Annotated in this window: 12 protein-coding genes; 9 read left to right on the top strand and 3 right to left on the bottom strand. The window is 46.6% G+C overall.

What is annotated here, in order from left to right:
• The first annotated feature begins 78 nt into the window (after positions 1-78).
• The 5 genes from QUA23_RS00535 (at position 79) to QUA23_RS00555 (ending at position 8,838) form a co-directional block, all read left to right on the top strand.
• Positions 79-462 (top strand): photosystem I reaction center subunit IV, encoded by a 384-nt coding sequence (locus QUA23_RS00535; protein ID WP_333072716.1) that lies wholly within the window; start codon positions 79-81, stop codon positions 460-462.
• Between the two features lie 2 nt (positions 463-464).
• A complete protein-coding gene (locus QUA23_RS00540; RefSeq protein ID WP_333072717.1) occupies positions 465-1,397 on the top strand; it encodes a DNA-formamidopyrimidine glycosylase in 933 nt (310 codons plus the stop codon).
• A 187-nt stretch (positions 1,398-1,584) separates the two neighbouring features.
• Entirely contained in the window at positions 1,585-1,800 is a 216-nt protein-coding gene (locus QUA23_RS00545) for an NAD(P)H-quinone oxidoreductase subunit O (protein WP_015178120.1), read from the top strand.
• 109 nt (positions 1,801-1,909) lie between these two features.
• The gene (gene mdh / locus QUA23_RS00550) at positions 1,910-2,875 is read left to right on the top strand and encodes a malate dehydrogenase (protein ID WP_333072718.1); all 966 of its coding nucleotides are present in this window, start codon (positions 1,910-1,912) and stop codon (positions 2,873-2,875) included.
• 1,403 nt (positions 2,876-4,278) lie between these two features.
• Entirely contained in the window at positions 4,279-8,838 is a 4,560-nt protein-coding gene (locus QUA23_RS00555; RefSeq protein ID WP_333072720.1) for a PAS domain S-box protein, read from the top strand.
• Between the two features lie 407 nt (positions 8,839-9,245).
• Here the strand turns inward: QUA23_RS00555 and QUA23_RS00560 are convergent, their stop codons facing one another.
• Positions 9,246-13,376 (bottom strand): EAL domain-containing protein, encoded by a 4,131-nt coding sequence (locus QUA23_RS00560; protein ID WP_333072721.1) that lies wholly within the window; start codon positions 13,374-13,376, stop codon positions 9,246-9,248.
• Between the two features lie 462 nt (positions 13,377-13,838).
• On the opposite strand from QUA23_RS00560, the gene acnB reads away from it, so the two are divergent.
• The 4 genes from acnB (at position 13,839) to QUA23_RS00580 (ending at position 17,900) form a co-directional block, all read left to right on the top strand.
• Positions 13,839-16,454, top strand: coding sequence for a bifunctional aconitate hydratase 2/2-methylisocitrate dehydratase (gene acnB / locus QUA23_RS00565; RefSeq protein ID WP_333072722.1), 2,616 nt, complete (start codon positions 13,839-13,841; stop codon positions 16,452-16,454).
• Between the two features lie 158 nt (positions 16,455-16,612).
• The gene (locus tag QUA23_RS00570) at positions 16,613-16,969 is read left to right on the top strand and encodes a hypothetical protein (RefSeq protein WP_333072724.1); all 357 of its coding nucleotides are present in this window, start codon (positions 16,613-16,615) and stop codon (positions 16,967-16,969) included.
• A gap of 9 nt (positions 16,970-16,978) precedes the next feature.
• Positions 16,979-17,434, top strand: coding sequence for a nucleic acid-binding protein (locus tag QUA23_RS00575; protein WP_333072725.1), 456 nt, complete (start codon positions 16,979-16,981; stop codon positions 17,432-17,434).
• A gap of 85 nt (positions 17,435-17,519) precedes the next feature.
• Positions 17,520-17,900: a cupin domain-containing protein gene (locus QUA23_RS00580; RefSeq protein WP_333165736.1), complete on the top strand. Its 381-nt coding sequence runs from the start codon at positions 17,520-17,522 to the stop codon at positions 17,898-17,900.
• 278 nt (positions 17,901-18,178) lie between these two features.
• Here the strand turns inward: QUA23_RS00580 and QUA23_RS00585 are convergent, their stop codons facing one another.
• Both QUA23_RS00585 and QUA23_RS00590 read right to left on the bottom strand, forming a co-directional pair.
• Positions 18,179-18,838: a pentapeptide repeat-containing protein gene (locus QUA23_RS00585; protein WP_333072726.1), complete on the bottom strand. Its 660-nt coding sequence runs from the start codon at positions 18,836-18,838 to the stop codon at positions 18,179-18,181.
• 161 nt (positions 18,839-18,999) lie between these two features.
• Positions 19,000-20,649, bottom strand: coding sequence for an ABC transporter substrate-binding protein (locus QUA23_RS00590; RefSeq protein WP_333072727.1), 1,650 nt, complete (start codon positions 20,647-20,649; stop codon positions 19,000-19,002).
• Positions 20,650-20,723 lie beyond the last annotated feature (74 nt).

The following is a 20,723-nucleotide window of genomic DNA, read 5'->3' on the forward strand; positions in this document are numbered from 1 at the left end:
CTTTAAATGCGCCGCGCGATCGACTAGAGTAAAAAAAATGGCTTGATCCGTTTATTCATCGCAAAGGAAAAAAAGCTCATGGTTCAACGCGGTTCAACAGTCCGGATTCTCCGCAAAGAATCCTACTGGTATCAAGAAGTGGGCACCGTTGCTACGGTAGACCAAAGCGGCATTAAATACCCAGTTATCGTTCGCTTTAACAACGTAAATTATGCAGGCGTCAACACCAACAACTACGCCGAAAGCGAATTAGTGGAAGTGGCGGCACCCAAAGCAAAAGCGAAAACAGCGACTGCTGTAGCTTCCGGCGGCAAACAAACCACGCTCGACGAGAAAACTCGGAAAACCGGCAGCGGAGGAGCCCCCTCGCAGCCGAAAACTTCGACGGACAGCAAACCCGGCGCCGAAGAGCCCGGTACCGTCGAAGGTTCGCCTCAGGGTCAAGGAACAGAACAGCGCTAATTGTGCCAGAACTGCCAGAAGTTGAAACTATTTGCCGGGGTTTGAATCAAGCAACCCTCGATCGAGAAATGTTGGGCGGGGACGTGTTGTTAAATAGCACGATCGCCCGCTCAATCTCTGCGACCGATTTTTTGACGAAACTCAAAGGAAAGTCGATCGCCCGCTGGTACAGACGCGGCAAATACCTCCTGGCAGAACTATCTCAATTCCCAGAAGGAGAAAGAGAGAAAGGGAAAGGGGGAGAATCTAGGGATCGAACTCCAAGCTCTTCCCCTCTTCCTTCTTCCTTCCTCCTTCCTTCAAAAGCCGGCTGGTTGGGCGTTCACTTGCGGATGACCGGACAACTGCTGTGGGTGAACAGATCCGAACCCCTGCAAAAACACGCGCGAGTGCGGCTATTCTTTGAAGGAAACCAAGAATTGCGGTTTGTAGACCAGCGCACCTTCGGGCAAATGTGGTACGTGCCTGAAGAAACCGAGGTTTCCAGCACAGTCATCGGTCTGAAACTTTTAGGGCCCGAACCGTTTTCCGACGAGTTTACAACAGAATATTTGACCCGCAAGCTGCACCGGCGGGCGCGACCAATTAAAACAGCTTTGTTAGACCAAGCACTGATAGCTGGTTTGGGCAATATTTACGCAGACGAAACTTTGTTTTTGTCGGGAGTGATGCCCACAACTCTGTGCGCGGATTTAACCGCAGAGCAAATAGGGCGCATCCATACAGCTATTATTCAAGTTTTACAGAAGGCGATCGCATCGGGCGGCACGACTTTTAGCAATTTTCTCAACGTCCAAGGTGTCAACGGCAACTACGGCGGCGTCGCTTGGGTGTACAATCGCGCCGGTCAACCCTGTCGCACTTGCTCCACAACCATCGAACGTATAAAATTAGCAGGGCGATCGACTCATTTTTGCCCCATTTGTCAGACATAGGAAGCAGTCAATGGATTTTAGGCTTTAGATTTTAGATTTTAGATTTACCCCACGAATCGCACCCCTTTATTCCTTAGTCCGCGTAGGCGGACTTCGTTTGTTTAGTAGCCATTTCAATCGCAGAGTGACTTTCAAGCCAAATCTAGATTAAAATTTGTATAGTTTTTTAAACTAAACAAAGCAAGTTATGGCAATCAAGAAAGGCAGTATAGTTCGCGCTGTACGCGAAAAATTGGAAAACAGTCTAGAAGCCAAAGCCAGCGACCAGCGCTTTTCCTCGTATATATTTGAAACAAAGGGCGAAGTGATGGATGTTCGCGGCGACTATGCCTTCGTCAAATTTGGCAAAGTTCCCACTCCCAATATTTGGCTGCGGGTAGATCAACTCGAAGATTTTAAGTAACTCACCAAAACTAAACATCACTGCTCTTAATGTAGCGAAGGGTGCACACCGCGCACCTTTCCCCAATTAAGCTGATTGCTAAAATCTAAAATCTAAAATCTAAAATCTAATGATTTCCCCCACAAATCCTCCATCAACCCGCGTATCAATTATTGGTGCAGGCAAAGTCGGCAGCACCTTAGCCCAGCGAATTGCTGAGAAAAATCTGGCAGATGTAGTATTGCTAGATATTGTGGAGGGTTGGCCGCAGGGCGTTGCTTTAGATTTGATGGAAGCCAGGGGAGTGGAACGCCACGATCGCCAAATTGTCGGTACAAATGATTATACAGATACAGCTAACTCAAATATCATAGTAATTGCCGCCGGAGTTCCGCGCAAACCCGGTATCAATCGGGAAGATTTAATTAAAATTAATGCTCGAATTGTCACGGAAGCATCAAAACAGGCGATCGAGCATTCTCCCGAAGCAATCTTAATCACAGTCACAAATCCCCTAGATATCATGACTTATTTAGCGTGGGAAGCAGCGGATTGGCCAAAACACCGAGTCATGGGTATGGGAGGAGTTCTCGACTCCGCCCGCTTTGAAACTTTTATAGCAATGGAATTGGGCGTTTCAATTGCTGAAATCAATGCAACTGTCATCGGTTCTCATGGCGATTTGATGGTTCCTTTGCCCCGCTATTCTACTGTCAACGGTATTCCCATCAATCAACTTATGGATGCTGGGGCGATCGATCGACTCGTACAACGAACTCGCCACGGCGGCGCAGAAATTGTAGAATTGATGAAGACTGGTAGTGCTTATTTTGCACCCGCATCTGCTGTCTGTTTGATGGTAGAATCTATTTTATTTAATCAGTCGCGACTCTTACCTTGCTGCGTTTATTTGCACGGCGAATACGGGGTGCAAGATATCTTTTTAGGAGTGCCCTGCCGCTTGGGATATCAGGGAGTCGAACAAATAGTGGAACTTGAACTCAGCGATACTGAAAGAGCAGCCTTTATCGAGTCGGGCAAATTGGTTGCCCAAAATATTGAGGAAGCCAGGGCAATACTGAAAAAGGCTTATTAAGTTTGTAGCAGTTCGTCGAACATAGCATCCTGCTCGCCACTTCAATATAATAATTTATACTGAGTATGACAGGGCGATCGCTCTGTCGGAAGTAGGCTTCTCGGATTTCAACCGCGCTTTGATAAAAAATATCATTGCTCATGCTTGTTCTGCTGTATTTCCAACCCAGAAAAATGAGCTGCAAGGAACCGATCAATAAACATAAAATTTACTCTGAAAAATTTGGTAAAAACGCAAAAAATGGCAAAAGCAGTTAAACTTTATCTGCGCGACAATACATCAGAGTTTATCTAGAAATTAAAGCAAAAATCTGCCATCTTTTCTTTATTAATAAACCCACTGATTCGGCTGTTGGTTTTGGCTTATCTCTCACTCGCGATATTATTGCCCAACAACACGGTGGCACTTTAAAGGTAGAAAGTGAAATGTGAGTTTATATGAAATTTATCATTACTTTGCCCACACTTTAATCGTCGCGATCGCCCTTTCTATTGATCGAGCTTGAAATACCTTTACTTTACCCAAAAATGTGATACCCTAAATATTTGTATTATTGAAAATTTTTACAGTTGTCAAAAATCACAAAAATCCGGCAAACAGTCTCCGCGCGTACGAAGCTATCCCGAACGCGCGTTCGGGCCCGTTGCGGTAGGAAATCGCCCTTGAGTTGAGCCAATTTAACCATAGGCTGCAACTACCTCAACTGTTTGACAGAAAACTAACCTCTGATTCGGTGAATTTTAATCATTTTAAAAAAAATTCTATTCCTTATATAAAAAAATGAGAATGCAAGAAAAAATATCTCAAACTTTTGGTTACCCTAAAGGTCGTAAAAAATCTAATTTAGGAGAGATAAATCAAGCATTACTTAAAACTCTAGAAAAGGCGAGGGTCTAAGTTTAGACAAATTTTAATAGAGGCGAACCCAACAGGATATTCGCTCGCCAAAACAAAGAAATCCTTGCTAGAGTTTTCGGTAATAATAAAAAGGTGACAATTGCAACCGAAGGCGAGCCACAAAATGTCAAAATTAGTCAGAGATGCTCCTGCCGATCGCGCAATGGAACCGGATTTCTTCGTTCCACTTTCGGAGCTTCCCTGACTTAATTACGTTAAAAAACCGAGTTTATGTGTAAGTTTGCTTAGCATTATTCTCAATAATTGACAAGTTATGACGTAGCAAGTTATGCCTTTTTTCAGTAAATGTACGGAACCTAAGATGCTCGATTGATTTCCCAATCTAGAAAAAATACGGAAATGCAGCCTGAGTAGCTGCTAAGTGGTAGCAGAAGGAGGAAAATATGTTCTTTGCCTTTTTGAGTTACCAGACTCAACTTGCAGAGCGCTATTGAGATGCCATCAACCTCGATACCAAACCGCAAAATAACTAAAGAAAAAGCATTATGTTTCATGAATACCTGTATCACGAAGTAACCAACCTGCGCGAGAAACTAGCTCACCTAGAAAGACAAACGCAGTCTCAAACCTGGTTCAAAAAGCTGCAAGCGCTGATGGGAGTTATTAGCAAAATTCGTGAATCCCTAGACTTAGAAACAATATTCAAAATCACAGCCACCGAAGTTCGGCAACTCCTAAATGCCGATCGAGTCGCAGTCTACCGTTTTCTTCCCGAATCCGAATGGAATGAGGGCGAAGTAGTATCCGAAGACGTACTGCCCCAATACAGCCCATCTTTGGGAGCAAGAGTCCGCGACTACTGTTTCGGCGAACAATTTGCAACCAAATACACCAAAGGATACGTTCAAGCAGTCACGGACATCTACAAAGCCCGGTTGAGCCCTTGTCACCTCAAAATCCTCAAGCGGTTTCAAATCCGAGCCAACTTAGTCGTACCGCTGCTGCAAGGGCAACACCTGTGGGGATTGCTGTGCATTCACTCCTGCGGTCAACCCCGCCAGTGGCAAGAAGACGAAATCGAATTTGCCAGACAAGTAGGAGACCATTTAACACTTGCCATCCACCAAGCCGAACTGCACTTGCAAACCCAGAGGCAAATAGCACAAATCGAAGCGGCACAGCAGAAACTCCGCGACAGCGAGCAAAAATATCACCAAATTCTCGATTCCATCGCCGATATAGTATTAGTCAAAGGCCCTCAATCAAAAATCGTCTGGGCTAATAAAGCATTCCGCGACTACTACGGCATGACTCAAGATGAACTTCAAGGAATCGTAGACGCACCTTTCTCCGCTCCCGACCATACTCTCGAGTACATTAAAGATGACGCCTTCGTATTTGAAACCGGACAGACTCTAGAAATTTCTGAAGAACCGATCACGCGGCACGATCAAGAAGTGCGAATGTTTAGTACAGTCAAAACACCCATCCGCAACGCAGACGACCAAATCGTCATGACAATCGCCGTCTCCCGCGACATGACGGAACGCAAAAAAACAGAAGAAGCCGTCAAAGCCAGCGAAAGCAAATACCGCAGCCTGGTAGAAACATCCCAAGACATGATTTGGTCGGTCGATGCTTCAGGATGCTACACCTTCGTCAACCCAGCCGTTAAGTATATCTACGGTTACGAACCAGAAGAAATGATCGGTCGGCCGTTCTCCGACTTTGTGACACCAGAACAAAGCCTGAAAGATTTAGAAGTTTTCGCCCGCCTGGTAACCGGAGAATCAATTTTCCAGTACGAAACCACCCAAATCGCCAAAGACGGCAGCATGAAACATTTAATGTTTAACGCCATTGCCCTTTACGACGAAACCGGAAACTTCCTCGGCACGACCGGTACAGCCACCGACATTACCGATCGCAAGCGAGCAGAAGCAGCCTTACAACACGCCAACGCAGAACTAGAGCGCAGAGTAGAAGCACGCACGGCCGAACTGCGCCAGACTTTTGCCGCCCTCACGGCCAGCGAAGCCAGGTTCCGGACGATCGCGGCCACCATCCCCGGAGCTCTGTTCCAATTTTGCAGCAGCCAGGGAGTGTGGAGAGTTGACTACATCAGCGATCGTATCTTCGATATCACGGGCGTCACAGCAGCAGAAATGACGCGAGACTTAAATACATTCATTTCTCGCATCCACCCCGAAGACTCGGAAAGCCACCTCGCTTCCGTCAACGAAGCCGTAGAAAATCTTTGTCCCTGGCACTATGAGGGGCGGTTAGTCAAGCCCGACGGCGAGATTCGCTGGTGGCAAGGCGACTCGATGCCCACCCGCAGCGAGAACGACGAAATAATATTTTGCGGCGTTTTTCTCGACATCACCGATCGCAAAGTTGCCGAAACCGCCATCCGCAACAGCCAGCGGCAGCTCAAAGAAGCCCAGAGACTCGCCCATGTCGGCAATTGGGAACTCGACGCATCCACCGAAACCCTCACTTGGTCGGAAGAACTTTTCCGCATCTTCGGGCTCGAACCGGCCCCCATCGCGCCCAACATAGCCGAACAGGTAGCTCTGATTCATCCAGAAGATTTGGAATTGTGGCAAACTCAAGTGCAGCACGGACTCGCAACAGGCATCCCTTTTGAGTTTGACTTTCGCCTTTACCGTCCCGACGGCATCTTGCGACACGTGAACGCCGTGGGCAGAGCCGAAACCGATGTGAACGGCAAGGTACTAAAACTGTTCGGTACGGTGCTCGATATTACCGATCGCAAAGCCGCCGAAGCAGCACTGCGGCAAGCAGCAGTCGAGTTAGAAGACAGAGTGAGCGATCGCACGGCCGAACTTTCCCTAGCAGTCAGGCAATTAGAACAAGAAATTGGCGATCGCAAACAGGCAGAAGCAGCGCTACAAGTTTCCGAGCAAAACTTGAGAACCATATTTAACAATGTCTACGATGCTATCTTGATTCACGATTTAGAAGGAAATATTATCGATTTCAATAATCGAATGTTAGAAATGTACGGAGTTACCCCAGAACAAGCAACAAAATTATCAATTAAAAAGGACTATTCAAGTGGCGACAATCCCATTGAACAAATGGGAGAACTTTGGGAAAGAGTATTAGCCGGCGAAACAGGTCGCGTGGAATGGAAAGCGAGGCGTCCCAAGGACGGTTCAACTTTTGATGCAGAAATTGCCCTATCCAGAATTCATCTCAACGGTAATCTCAGCATCATTGCCAACGTCCGAGATATTAGCGATCGCAAACAGGCAGAAGCAGAACTCCTACACGCCCAACAGTTTATGGAGTCCGTACTCAAAACCATACCTGTAGGAGTGGTTGCCAAGGATGCCCAAGAACTGCGATTTGTACTGTGGAACCCAGTAGCTGAACAGTTACTCGGTTTCAGTGCAGCAGAAGTGATTGGCAAAAATGATTACGACTTTTTCCCAACAGAACAAGCTGATTTTTTTACCGCCAAAGACCGTGAAGTGCTCAACAACGGGCAAATTGTAGAAATCGCCGAAGAAGAGATTGAAACGAGGCAGGGAGAAACACGGATATTTCATACCAAGAAAACATCAATACTCGATGCTGATGCCAAACCGCAATATCTATTAGCTGTCACCGAAGACATTACCGATCGCAAGCGGGGAGAAATTGCCTTGAGGCGATCGGAAGCCCGGCTCAGACAGCAGGCCGAGCGAGAAAAATTGCTCAACAACCTCACGACTCAAATCCGCAATTCTCTCGATTTTGACAGCATTATTGCTGTCGCCGTCCAAGAAATTCGGGCTTTCATGCAGATCGATCGTTGCAACTTTAGCTGGTATCGCTGCGAGGGGGAAGAGCCTTTCTGGGAAATTATTAAAGAATCTCATACAAGAGAACTTCCCGATTTAATAGGTTGCTATAAAGCTTCTGACTTCGGCACTGTAGGAGAACCGATATTGCGTCTAGAAACGCTCCAAGTCGATGATGTCGAAGCAATCGCAGATCCTGTTTGGAGAAAGTCTCTTAAGTCTATGGGCTACCAATCTATATTGGCAATTCCGATGCAGGCACTTTCGGGAATCGTGAGTGTTGTTACCTGCTCCCACTCCGCTGCTGTACGCCCCTGGAGCGACAGCGAAGTAGAATTGTTGCAAGCGGTTACAGTTCAATTGGCGATCGCTCTCAACCAAGCCGATCTTTACGCCCAAACTCGCAATAAAGCTCGCGAATTAGAGCAAACATTGCAGAAATTAACCAGCACTCAATCGCAGTTAATTCAAAATGAAAAAATGTCAAGTCTCGGTCAACTTGTGGCAGGAGTCGCCCACGAAATCAACAACCCAGTTAACTTTATTTACGGCAATCTCAGCCACGCCAACGACTATACCCAAGACTTGCTGCACCTAATCGAACTTTACCAAAACCACTATCCCGATCCCGTCCCGGAAATTCAACAGGAAGTAGACAAGATTGAACTCGACTTTTTGATGGAAGACTTGCCAAAGTTGCTTTCTTCAATGAAAGTCGGTGCAGACAGAATTCAGCAAATTGTTGCTTCTCTCCGCACATTTTCCCGCATGGACGAAGCGGAAAAGAAAGCAGTCAACATCCACGACGGCATAGATAGCACCCTGATGATTTTGCAGCACCGGCTCAAAGCTAAACACAATCATCCAGAAATTCAGGTGATTAAAGAATACGCTCAACTTCCCTTAGTAGAATGTTATGCCGGACAGTTAAATCAAGTATTTATGAACATCTTGAGCAATGCTTTGGATGCTTTGGAAGAACGGGATCAGCGCCGTTCTGCTGAGGAAATGCGGCAACAGCCGAGCCACATCCGCATCCGCACTGAAATATCGCCAGCGGGCAAGGTAATCATTCGGATTTCTGACAACGGGCCGGGGATACCGGAGACAGTCGGCACTCGGCTTTTTGACCCGTTTTTTACCACTAAACCTGTGGGTAAAGGCACTGGGATGGGCTTGTCGATTAGCTATCAAATTGTTACAGACAGACACAACGGGTCGCTCAAATGCACTTCTTCTCCGGGACAAGGTACAGAATTAACGATCGAGATTCCCCTCAAAGCTAATTGTTAATGGGGAATTGGTAAGTTGTAATTGGCAATTGGCAATTGCAAAAGCGTTACTGTGCGTCAGTTTGGTAATTTTAAACCATTTCAAATCCGGTAGCATCGTCTTGATAAAATCCAGTCAATAGTCAACAATCACCGACGGTGCAACCGGAATTAATCTAATTCATCTGCGTTAATCTGTGTTTATCTGCTATCATCTGCGGTTTTAAAAAGATAATTGATGGCCGCAGATGACAATGGATTAACGCGGATTCACGCAGATTAATAATTCCGATGCTAACAGATTTGATCGTCACCAAAAATTTAATTTTGATGCACCATTTATTCCTTGGTGCATCAGTTTTGAGATTGTGAGTTTGTAGCAAAAATGTCTTCACGGGGTGACGCACTATTTACCAATCTGTACCTCACTCAGTCCATAATTGCTTTATTACCGAGATTTATCAGGATTTCTGTCACGGCAGAACTGTCCAAAGGTTTAGAAAACCAATATCCCTGAGCTAATTCGCAGTCGAGTTCTCGAAGCTGTGCTAACTGTTCGCTTGTCTCTACACCTTCGGCGATCGCATTCAATCCCAAATTGTGAGCCAAAGTTACGATCGCCCGCACAATCTGCAAAGGCTGACCCCCGTCGTCACCATTTTCGACAGCCCCCAAGCGGCTTACAAAAGATCGATCGATCTTCAGTGTATCCAGCGGAAAACGGTGCAAGTAGCTCAAAGACGAATAGCCAGTACCGAAATCGTCGATCGACAATCGAATATTTCTACCTTTTAATTGGGCTAGCACAATATTGGCTTTCTTCACATTTTCCACGATCGCACTTTCAGTAATCTCCAATTTTAAACAGCTCGGATCGCAGCCTGTTTCTGCTAAAATTTCATCGATTTCGTCGATTAAATTCGGCATACCTAACTGTTTAGGAGAGAGATTGACGCTCATTGTTAATTGCGAAGGATCAATAATGGGTAATTTAAAATTCGGAATTGGTACCTGGGAGGTGGTAATGAACGTAGCCGAAGTATTGGTAATTGGGGATTGAGAATTGGTAATAGATGAGTGGAAATCGGTAATCGGGAATTGATAACTGGGAATTGGTAATTTTTTACCTATTCTTTCTTCCCTGTGACCAATAGTGGCACTACGCTCAGTAAAAGTTCCGTGTTCCTCATTCCCTGTATCTGTTACATCAGTTAAATCCCCTACATTGCCCGTTCCGTTCTTCCCTGTTGTTACCCGGAGCGAAGTCGAAGCGCCTTCTTCCTTCTGGTTAGCCTGAGCGACTTGCCCTGAGTCAAGCCGAAGGGAGTGGAAGGGTCTTGTTCCGACTTCCATTGGACTTCTTCCCTGTTCCTCGGTTAACATTTCTTGCCAAATCCGCAATTGCTGACAAGCTTCCCGCAACACCCAGACTCCCAGAGGCACGATCAAACCTGTTTCTTCAGCTACAGGGATAAAAGTAGACGGTGGAACTAAACCCCGAACAGGGTGGTGCCAGCGCACCAAGGCCTCAAAACCTTCGAGCGCACCGCTGGCGATCGAAACAATTGGTTGGTAGTGCACAATAAAGTGCGAACATTGATTCTTGCTCTCTCCTAATTCCTCCTTGCCCAAAATAGCCAACCGCAGGTCAGTTTCTAACTGCAACAGCGACATAGTTTGGTCGTGCATCGCCAAATTAAACACTTCGTGGCGGGCCTTACCCAAAGCTTTAGCGCGGTACATAGCGATGTCAGCATCGCGTAGGAATTCTTCCGGGTGAGTGTACGAATTTGATGCGCCACTGGCGGTGGCTTCGCCTCGACTGAAAACAATGCCAATGCTAGCGGTTGTAAATACTTCGTGCCCTTCGAGATGAAACGGCTTCGTCAGTTCTTTTTGTATCTTTTTAGCTGCGAGGGTGGCATCGCTGAGACTCTGAATATGGTCTAGCAGGATGGTGAATTCGTCTCCTCCCAGCCGGGCGACGGTATCAGAAACCCGGACGCAGGTTTGCAGTCGCTCCGCAAGGGCGATTAGCAATTTGTCGCCTAAAACGTGTCCTAAAGAATCATTAACTACTTTGAAGCGGTCTAAATCTAGGAAAAGTAAACCAAATTTGTAATCGGGGGACTGATTGGAGCGGCGGATGGCTTGTCCTAGCCTGTCGATGAACAAAACCCGGTTGGGCAAACCCGTCAGCGCATCGTGAAAAGCGCCGTGCAGCAGTTGCCGTTCTACTCGCTTGCGCTCGGTGACATCTCGGATAATAATCTGGCCGGCCGTCGAGCCTTGATAAGTAGCGGGGATGCCGGCCATTTCAACGTCTATTATTTGTCCGTCGAGCCGCATCAGTTTTTGTTCGGCAAGCTCGATTGGCTGATTTTCTGTCTCGACTAGCCGAATGCGCTCTGTGGCTATTTCTACATAGTTTGGATGCACGAAATGCAATATTGGAAAGCCCATGAGCGCTTCGGGAGAGCTCGCACCGAGGAGTTTCGCGCCGGCAGCATTGATGTAGGCGATTTTCCCTTGACTGTGAACGGCGATCGCTTCGGGAGATAGTTCTACTAAACGGCGATAGCGTTCTTCACTTTCTTTGAGAGATACTATTAACTCGCATCGCTCTTTTTCAGCTTGCTGGCGTTCGAGTTCCATTTGGTGAACCGCCAGAATCTTTCCAATACTTTGAGCCATCAATTCTATAATTTCTATTTCCTCGTACTTGAACTTTCTTTTCTTGATTTCTGGCGAACTAAAACTTAAAGTGCCGTAAGTTTTATTGTTAACAAATATCGGCGTTCCAATGTAAGATTCCGCGTGGCAGTTCTGATAAGCAGGATGTTCGCGCATCTCAATATCTGCTCCTATATGAGAATACGCAACTGTTTTGTTAAGTTTAATGACTGCCGCGCAGTAAGTATCGCTAAGGTTCAATTCTAAACCTCGCACAAAGTATTCTAACTCTGTTTTAGCTGCTCGAACAATAAAAGTCTCGTTGTCAACTTCAGCCATGATGCCCCTTGAAAGTCCAAACATCAAACAGCCTGCTGTTAGATAATCGTCAACCAGTTCTTCAAAGTTTTGATAATGATAAGTTGTAATCCGGTGCAAGTGTTTGAGATTAGCGCTAAAAGCTGCTAAAGCTTGAGAATTTAAAAATAATTCTTCTTCCGATCGCTGGCGGTCGGTAATGTCTGTTTGCACTCCAATAAAGTGGGTTAAGTGTCGCCGCGAGTTGTAAACCGGAGCGATCGACAGTTCGTGCCAAAAAGGCGTGCCGTCTTTCCGAAAGTTGCGTAATATAACTTGAGATTCTCTACCTTCTTCAATCGCAATTCGCAATTCTTTGGCAGCGGGGCTATCAGTGTCTGTCCCCTGCAAAAATCGGCAATTCTTCCCGATTAACTCGTCTCTGCGATAACCAGTAATCCGCTCAAAACTGGGATTGACATAAATAATTGGATTATCTGCTACGGTTGCGTCGGTAATTGCAATGCCGTTGCTGCAACTTTCGATCGCCCGTTCCATCATTTGTAAGCGCTCTTGCGATATAATGCGCTCGATCGCCGCAGCTAATACGTTAGCGATCGCTTCTACAAAATAAACGTCATCTTGACTGAAAACCCGCCCTTGGCTGGTATGAACCCCCAAAATGCCCCAGGCCGGCGAGGAGGAACTGTTCGCTGGTTCTGCTTGTCCCCAGTTCCTCCCCAGTCCCCGATTGCCGGGAATGATCACAGTAACGCCGCTGACAGCCCGGTGATTGTGCAGCAGTGGCAACTCGCTAAAGCGCGTTTCCACCCGCAAATCTTCGACGATTGTCGGTTCGCCCACTAGCAATGTGTAACCTGCTTGCGATCGAGCAGAAGCGGCAACAGTAGCGCTTCCGACGAGGCCAGGCTGCCAGCCAACCCCCGCTCGCAGCAGAAAAGCATGACCAGAGGGCAACAGTTCTAACAACTGGCAATAATCAACGTCCAGGGTTTGAGCAATTAAAACCGCAGCTTTGTCCATCAGTGCGGACAAATCTGTTTCTGCCAGGGCCTGCTGCCCCAAGTAAGCGACGGCCGCTTGCTGGCGCGCCCGCGAGTGGATTGAGGTGAGCAATTCCTGCTCCTTGGCGGCGACTCGTTTCCGATCCGTAATGTCGGTGAACACCGACAGAACAGCTTTCCCCGACACCAATGTCAGATACCGCATCGATACACTTGCCCAAAACAGCGTGCCGTCAGCTTTTTTAAGCCGGACTTCTGTCTCGCGGACGTGTCCGTTGCGGGCGAGCCGCAACAGCAATTCCTGGCGCTCTGCAGGTTTGTGGTAAAGCATTTCGGCTTTTTGGCGGTCGATCGACTTGAATCCTGTGAACCCGAAAGCCTGACGGCATAAATCATTGCTATAAAGAATTGTGCCGTCCGCCAGACTGCTGACAATCAGGGGCAGTGGCATCGAGTTGGCGATAGTCAGCAGTAATTCTTTGGTTCCTTGCAGCTCTTTGTACAAGTCTGGCTTGGACGCCCAGCCGTGACAGTCTTCAGACTTTTCAGGGATAAAACTTTCCATTGTTTAATCGATCCATTAGCAGGACAACTTTTTTAAACTTGTGGTCAATCAATACTGCGGACGGTTTTTAATTAGCATTCGTAGAATAAAAGTTTCAAGGGGATTCGCCAATCGAGCTATCAACGGACAATCAAGGGTTTCAAACTACGAACTAAAAACAGTCCAGATTATTGGTAAATGACGATTTCAGATGCAGAGGACGATCTACAGTAGCCCACAACACATTAATCTTAACCAGAACTATGCAACTGAACGCCCCTAAACTGCTCGGCTGAAGTTTGATATGCAGCTCTCTCGTTAAAGACCACATCTGTCTTTGGTATGACAATCTACTGTTTTTAAAGTTGCGTTAAGTTTTGATAAGAGCGAGGTACTTTACCCAATGTGCAGCGGAAGCTCCTAATCTAAAAAGTAAAGTCACCTACAAACAACCACCGAATACTATCCTAGGAGAGAGGAGAAATGCTTGAATCTTACCGCCGTAACGCTGCCGAACGGGCCGCTTTGGGAATTCCACCGCTGCCGCTAGACGCCCAGCAAACATCGGAACTGTGTGAACTGCTGAAAAATCCGCCGGCTGGAGAAGAAGAAACCTTAATAGAATTATTGCGCGATCGCGTCCCGCCCGGAGTAGACAGCGCCGCCTACGTCAAAGCTGGTTTTTTAACTGGCATTGCTAAAGGCGAAATCCACAGCCCCCTAATTGCTCCCAAATGGGCAGTTTACCTGCTGGGGACAATGATGGGCGGTTACAACGTCCAATCTTTAATCGATTTGCTCAACCCCACTGCCGAAATCGCCATTCCCGCCACCGCCGCCCGGGCACTGAGCAAAACGTTGTTAGTATTCGACGCTTTCCACGACGTTATAGCTTTGTCTGATACTAATCCCTACGCCAAGCAGGTAGTCGATTCTTGGGCGGATGCCGAGTGGTTTACAGGTCGTCCTGTGTTGCCAGAAGCGATTACCGTTACAGTCTTCAAAGTTCCTGGAGAAACCAATACTGACGACTTATCGCCTGCACCTCATGCTACCACGCGGCCGGACATTCCCCTACACGCTTTGGTGATGCTCGAAAGTAAGATGCCAGGAGCTTTGCAAACCATTGCAGACTTGAAGCAAAAAGGTCATCCCGTAGCCTATGTTGGTGATGTTGTCGGTACCGGTTCGTCACGGAAATCGGCGATTAATTCCGTACTCTGGCACATTGGCAATGATATTCCGTTTGTGCCGAACAAACGCAGTGGCGGTTATATTTTAGGAAGTGCGATCGCCCCGATTTTCTTCAATACCGCTGAAGATTCCGGCGCATTGCCGATCGAATGTGATGTCTCCCAAATGGAAACAGGAATGGTAATTACCATCCATCCCTACAAAGGCGAAATCACCAACGAAGCCGGAGAAATCATCTCCACCTTCACCCTCAAACCCGACACAATTATAGACGAAGTTCGTGCCGGTGGTCGAATTCCTCTATTAATTGGACGAACTTTAACCGACAAAACCCGCGCAGCTTTAGGACTAGAACCTAGCACTATTTTTACCCGTCCCACAATCCCAGTAGATACGGGCAAAGGCTTCACTTTAGCACAAAAAATGGTAGGCAAAGCTTGCGGTTTGTCCGGCGTTCGTCCCGGTACATCTTGCGAACCAGTCATGACAACAGTCGGCTCGCAAGATACTACCGGACCTATGACTCGGGACGAATTAAAAGAACTTGCTTGTTTGGGATTTAGCGCCGATTTGGTAATTCAAAGTTTCTGCCACACCGCCGCTTATCCCAAACCAGTTGATGTCAAAACTCACCATGAATTACCCGATTTCATGTCACAGCGGGGCGGCATCGCTTTGCGGCCGGGAGACGGCATTATTCACTCCTGGCTGAATCGAATGTTATTGCCGGATACAGTGGGAACCGGCGGCGATTCTCACACTCGTTTTCCTTTGGGAATTTCCTTTCCGGCTGGTTCGGGACTGGTGGCATTTGCTGCTGCCTTGGGCGTCATGCCTTTGGATATGCCGGAATCAGTATTAGTGCGGTTTAAAGGTGAATTGCGGCCGGGAGTAACGCTCAGGGATGTTGTGAATGCAATTCCCTATGTGGCGATTCAAAAAGGTTTGCTGACAGTCTCGAAACAGAATAAGAAGAATGTCTTTTCTGGGCGGATTATGGAGATTGAAGGTTTGCCCGATTTGAAGGTCGAGCAGGCTTTTGAATTGACCGATGCTTCTGCCGAGCGTTCTTGCGCTGGATGCACGATTAAATTGAGCGTAGAGACTGTTTCCGAGTACATTCGCTCCAATGTCGCGCTGCTGAAAAACATGGTGGCGCGGGGCTATCAAGATGCGCGGACGATGATGCGCCGCGTAGCGAAGATGGAGGAATGGCTGGCAAATCCGGTACTGCTGGAGGCTGATGCTGATGCGGAATACGTTGAAATCATCGAAATAGATTTGAACGACATTACAGAACCCATTGTGGCGGCTCCGAATGACCCTGATAATGTTAAGTTGTTGAGTGAGGTTGCGGGCGATCGCGTTGACGAAGTATTTGTCGGTTCTTGCATGACAAATATCGGTCACTACCGCGCCACTGCGAAGGTGTTGGAAGGTGCAGGGGAAGTGAAAACTCGCCTGTGGATTTGTCCGCCAACTCGCATGGACGAACAGCAACTCAAAGAAGAAGGTTATTACAGCATTTTTGGAGCCGCTGGAGCGCGTACAGAAATGCCAGGTTGCAGTCTTTGTATGGGCAATCAAGCGCGGGTTAAAGATGCGACAACGGTTTTTTCCACTTCTACTCGCAACTTTAACAACCGCATGGGCAAAGATGCACAAGTTTATCTCGGTTCGGCGGAATTGGCGGCTGTTTGTTCGCTGTTAGGTCGCATTCCCACAGTCCAAGAATACAATGACATTGTGTCGAAGAGAATCGATCCTTTTGCTAGTGACTTGTATCGCTATTTGAATTTCGATCAGATTGCTGGTTTTGAGGATGAAGGGCGAGTGATTGCTTTGGAAGATATGCCTCGAATTGAGGATATTTTGGGAATTCCAGATGGTGTGTTGAGTAAGTAAACAAAGGGCGGGCTATGGCCCGCCCTTTGTTTATAAGGGCAGTAGGGGTTCACGCCTGCATCTCTAATTCACGTCCAGGATATTGATCGACCCGCCCCCCTCCCCTTTTCGTAAATCAATCGAACTTCATATAAATCTGAGAAAGGAGAAAAGTGATTATGCCTGAGCAAGCTTTAATCAGCGAAAGCCAAGCGACAGCAACTTCAGCGCCAGAAACTCGCATAGGCGAAGAAATTGTAGATTTTTTGCGGGAGATTCAGCAAACTCCGAGAGAATATTGGCCAAACTTACTTCAGATGATTCGGCTATTTCGCGAAACATTAGAAATGAAGCCAGGAACCCCCGATAGTTCGATAAAAGCTACAGATGAAATTAAGACCCTCGATCCCCTAAAGCAGCACCAAGCTCTGAGCAAATTGCTACAGTCTTGGGTTGACGATGGAGATGAACAGGAGCAAACAGAAACCGCTGAAGTTCTCCGCAAGGCACTAGAAGAAAATCCCGTGCATATATAAGAGCATTCCATGAGCAGAATAGTGTTCTTAGATTCTGGGCCGTTAGGAATTGTTACCAATCCCAAAGCCACCTCTCCTTTATATCAAGAGGGCAAACTTTGGCTGCAATCTTTGCCCCTGAAAGGTTACATTGTAATGCTCCCTGAAATTGCTGACTATGAGGTGAGGCGCGAATTAATCCGTGCAGGTAAGCCGGCACGCATTAGACGACTTGATGAACTTAAATCGCAAATCCCCTGCCGTCATTTGACTACAGAAGTAATGCTTTTAGCGGCTCAGTTGTGGGCTGATGCGAGAAGGAGAGGAAGACCAACTGCAGAAGCCAATGCACTTGACGGGGATGTGATTTTGGCGGCTCAAGCAATATTGGAGGCCAGTGAAGGCAATGAGGTGGTAATTGCTACAACAAATGTGGGGCATTTGTCGCAATTTATTGATGCTCGCGAGTGGCAACTAATTCAGTAATCTTTAAATCGATCGCACTTACCCTATCCCTGCTATACTTTGAACTACAGATATTTTTACAGACACCGTTAGCGAGATAAACAGCATGGTGGAAACAGTGGACACAATCGAAAAAATTGACGATCGCACACAAACCCGCTACTGGGGCCAAGTTACAGTCATAGACGCGGGCGATCGTTATAAGATCAATCGCATTGAAGTCAAGCCGGGACACCACATCAGCACCCAAATGCACTATCACCGCAGCGAGCACTGGGTTGTCGTCTCCGGTACCGCTAAAGTTATCTGCGACGACAAAGAGACGATTCTCATGCAGAAACAGTCAACCTATGTTCCCATGAATACTGCTCACCGCGTAGAAAATCCAGGCGTTATTCCCCTGGTGATGATTGAAATCCAAAATGGCGAATACCTCGGCGATGATGACATTATCCGCTTCGCCCAAGATAGTCACGAGGAAGATTGATCCTAAAGCCAAATATGAAGCGCAATCGCAGACGCCAGGGAAAAGCTTCGCACACCGAACCATGACGCAAAGCATCCAGGATACAAGCCCCCGAATTTATCTGTGGGCTCAATGCTTCTATTCTTTAATCTAAAATCTAAAATAGATTGACCTACGCAGCGATCGGGAACAAGATAAATCCTACAATTAAAACTGTAGGGGCAATTTCAGAATTGCCCCTACGTTATTATATTAAGTTTGTTAAGCACGAGAAGTTGATATAGCAAGTGGCGATCGTCCTACGGCAAAGAAGCGTTTTTCAAATCTACATTTGCCATATTGGCATTCTTTAAATTAGCACCTGTCAAGTCCGAACCGTTCAAATTTGCACCGTTCAAATTTGCATTGGTCAAATTTGCATCCCGCAAGTTGACTCCCTGTACGTCTATTCCCGACAAACTGCCACCTCTGAGGCTGACATTCGCTAAATTCGCTACAGACTGGCGAGCATTTCTCAGGTTTGCACCCGCCAAATTGGCGCTTTCTAAATTAGCGCCGATTAAATTAGCGCTGGTGAGATTCGTATTTTTTAAACTAGCAATCACTAAACCCGCCAAACTCAAATTAGCGCGGCTCAAATCAGCACCCTCCAAATTAGCCCCGTGCATTTTAGCCCCAATTAAACTCGCACCTTGCAATTTCGCTTGTTTTAGATTTGCTTCATTCAGTTTGGCTTCGTCCAAATTTGCACCGTTCAAATTTGCACCTCTGAGATTCGCACCGCTCAAATCTGCCCCGCTCAGATTCATACCAGCAAGTTGCGCTCCTGTCAAGTCGCATTGGTTACATTTTTTAGTTTCTAATAATTGCTTGACGTGGGATACGTTTTCTGCCTTTACTCCCGAGGCTAAGCCCATCGCAATTACCAGCCCTGTTGTTGTTAAAATCCCAAGTTTCATATACCCACCCTCAGCAATATCTCTCTTTTAATAATATCCCACATTATTAAATAGGTTAGGGTGATCAGTCTCTTTGATAAACTGTGACAATCATCACCCTAATGTGTACAAAATATGCAATAATTACTAACGTTTCAACTGCGGGAAATTCTTGTAAAGAATTATTGCTTTTTCAGGAACCAGAAAGGAAAAGATTGCGTCGGTTCGAGACGGACGCCGGTGATGCTGTTCTGAGCAAAAGTATAGTCCTTATCCTGCCAAAGAGGGATGAAAGGTACATCTTGACCCAGTATGTCTTGAATTTCGGCAAACAGGGCTTTGCGGGTTTCAGGATTTGCTTCTTTTCGTTGCTTGTCGATTAGTTGATTTACCCGATCGCTATAATAAAACGAACCCTGACCTTGACTTTGACCCTTGGAACAGCCCTCAGCCTCGGAACCTGTCGCACAATCTAAAAACGGGTGGATGTAATTGTCAGCGTCAAAAAAGTCGGCGGACCAATCCACTAAAACCGCAGGATAAATTCCCTTCTCTATGTTTTGAAACAAAGTCGGAGATTCCACGCTATTAATTTCTACCTTCATTATCCCGTCCATTTTGAGTTTAGCTTGCGCCTCCATCATGCTCACCACTAAAGCTCGTTTTGTGGAAGCTGAAGCATACCAAATTGGCAGAACGAAAGGATTGGTGGCCGAGTATCCCGCTTTCGTTAAAAGTTCCTTAGCCTTTGTCGTGTTGGCATCACCGTAGAGTTCTTTAAAAACTGGTTTTTGAACGTCGAAGTTTGTGGGAATCAGACTGTAAAGCGGTTGTGCTTGTCCCCGCAGTACGCGCTCGTTAATCACCGGGCGATCCATCACTGCTGCGATAGCCTGTCTGACTTCTAACTTGTCCAGCGGTTTAGACTTGGTATTCAGCGTTATGTAATTAACCGTACTGCTTTCCCCCGCGATTTCCTGCCATTTCCCTTTTTTTGCTCCCTGGTCCAAGCTTTGAACTTGATCTGCATCCAGAGACAAATAAGCCACATCAACGGCACCAGTCTGAAAAGTATTGAACAAATTTGACGAACTAGAAAGCAGCAAAATGTCAATTCCTTGATTAACCGGCTTTTCCCCCCAATACTTGTCAAACACGTCAAACTTGAGAGAATCGCTGCCGTACTTCGCCAGCTTGTAACGTCCAGTTCCCACAAACGTATCGGGTTTAAATTTACCCTGTCCAATCTCGTATGCTTTCGGAGAAACAGCACACATACCGGAAAATGTCAACAGGGAAGGAAAAGCAGAAAAAGGCTTTTTGAGTTGAAAAGTTAATTCGTATTCGCCCGTGGCTTTTACCGATTCTATTGCATCGCTCAACAACATAGCCGGACTGCCACCATTTTTGATAAACCGCTGCAAGGAAAATTCCATTGCAGTGGCGTTAAACGGTGTGTCATCGTGAAAAATAACGCCTTGACGCAAGGGGATTGTATATGTCAATCCGTCTTGGCTAACTTTTGGCATCGCTGTCGCTAAGTGGGGAATTAACTTTGTAGTTCCAGACTCGTAGCTGTAGAGAGTATCGCCCAAATTTCGCAGCAATTGTCCTGATAATGTTTCGTAACCGTCCGCAGGGTCGATCGTCCGCAATTTTAAGGTTGTGCCAATAGTAATGCGGTTATTAGCATTTTCGCCGCTCGCATTCACCGATCGACGTGATCCCTGTCCACAACTTGCAGTTAACAAGCAGCACAGAAAGAACAGAGCTATCGCTTTAATCACTGAAGGTTTTATATGTATTCTAGGCTGGTGCTTGTTAATTCCCATCGTCTTTTTTTGACACTCCAAATTATTGATTATATTATCAGGACTTACGCACTGTTAGAGGAGAAACCGGATTT

Origin of the sequence: Microcoleus sp. Pol1C5 (genome assembly GCF_036701115.1) — a bacterium.
Lineage (GTDB): Bacteria > Cyanobacteriota > Cyanobacteriia > Cyanobacteriales > Microcoleaceae > Microcoleus.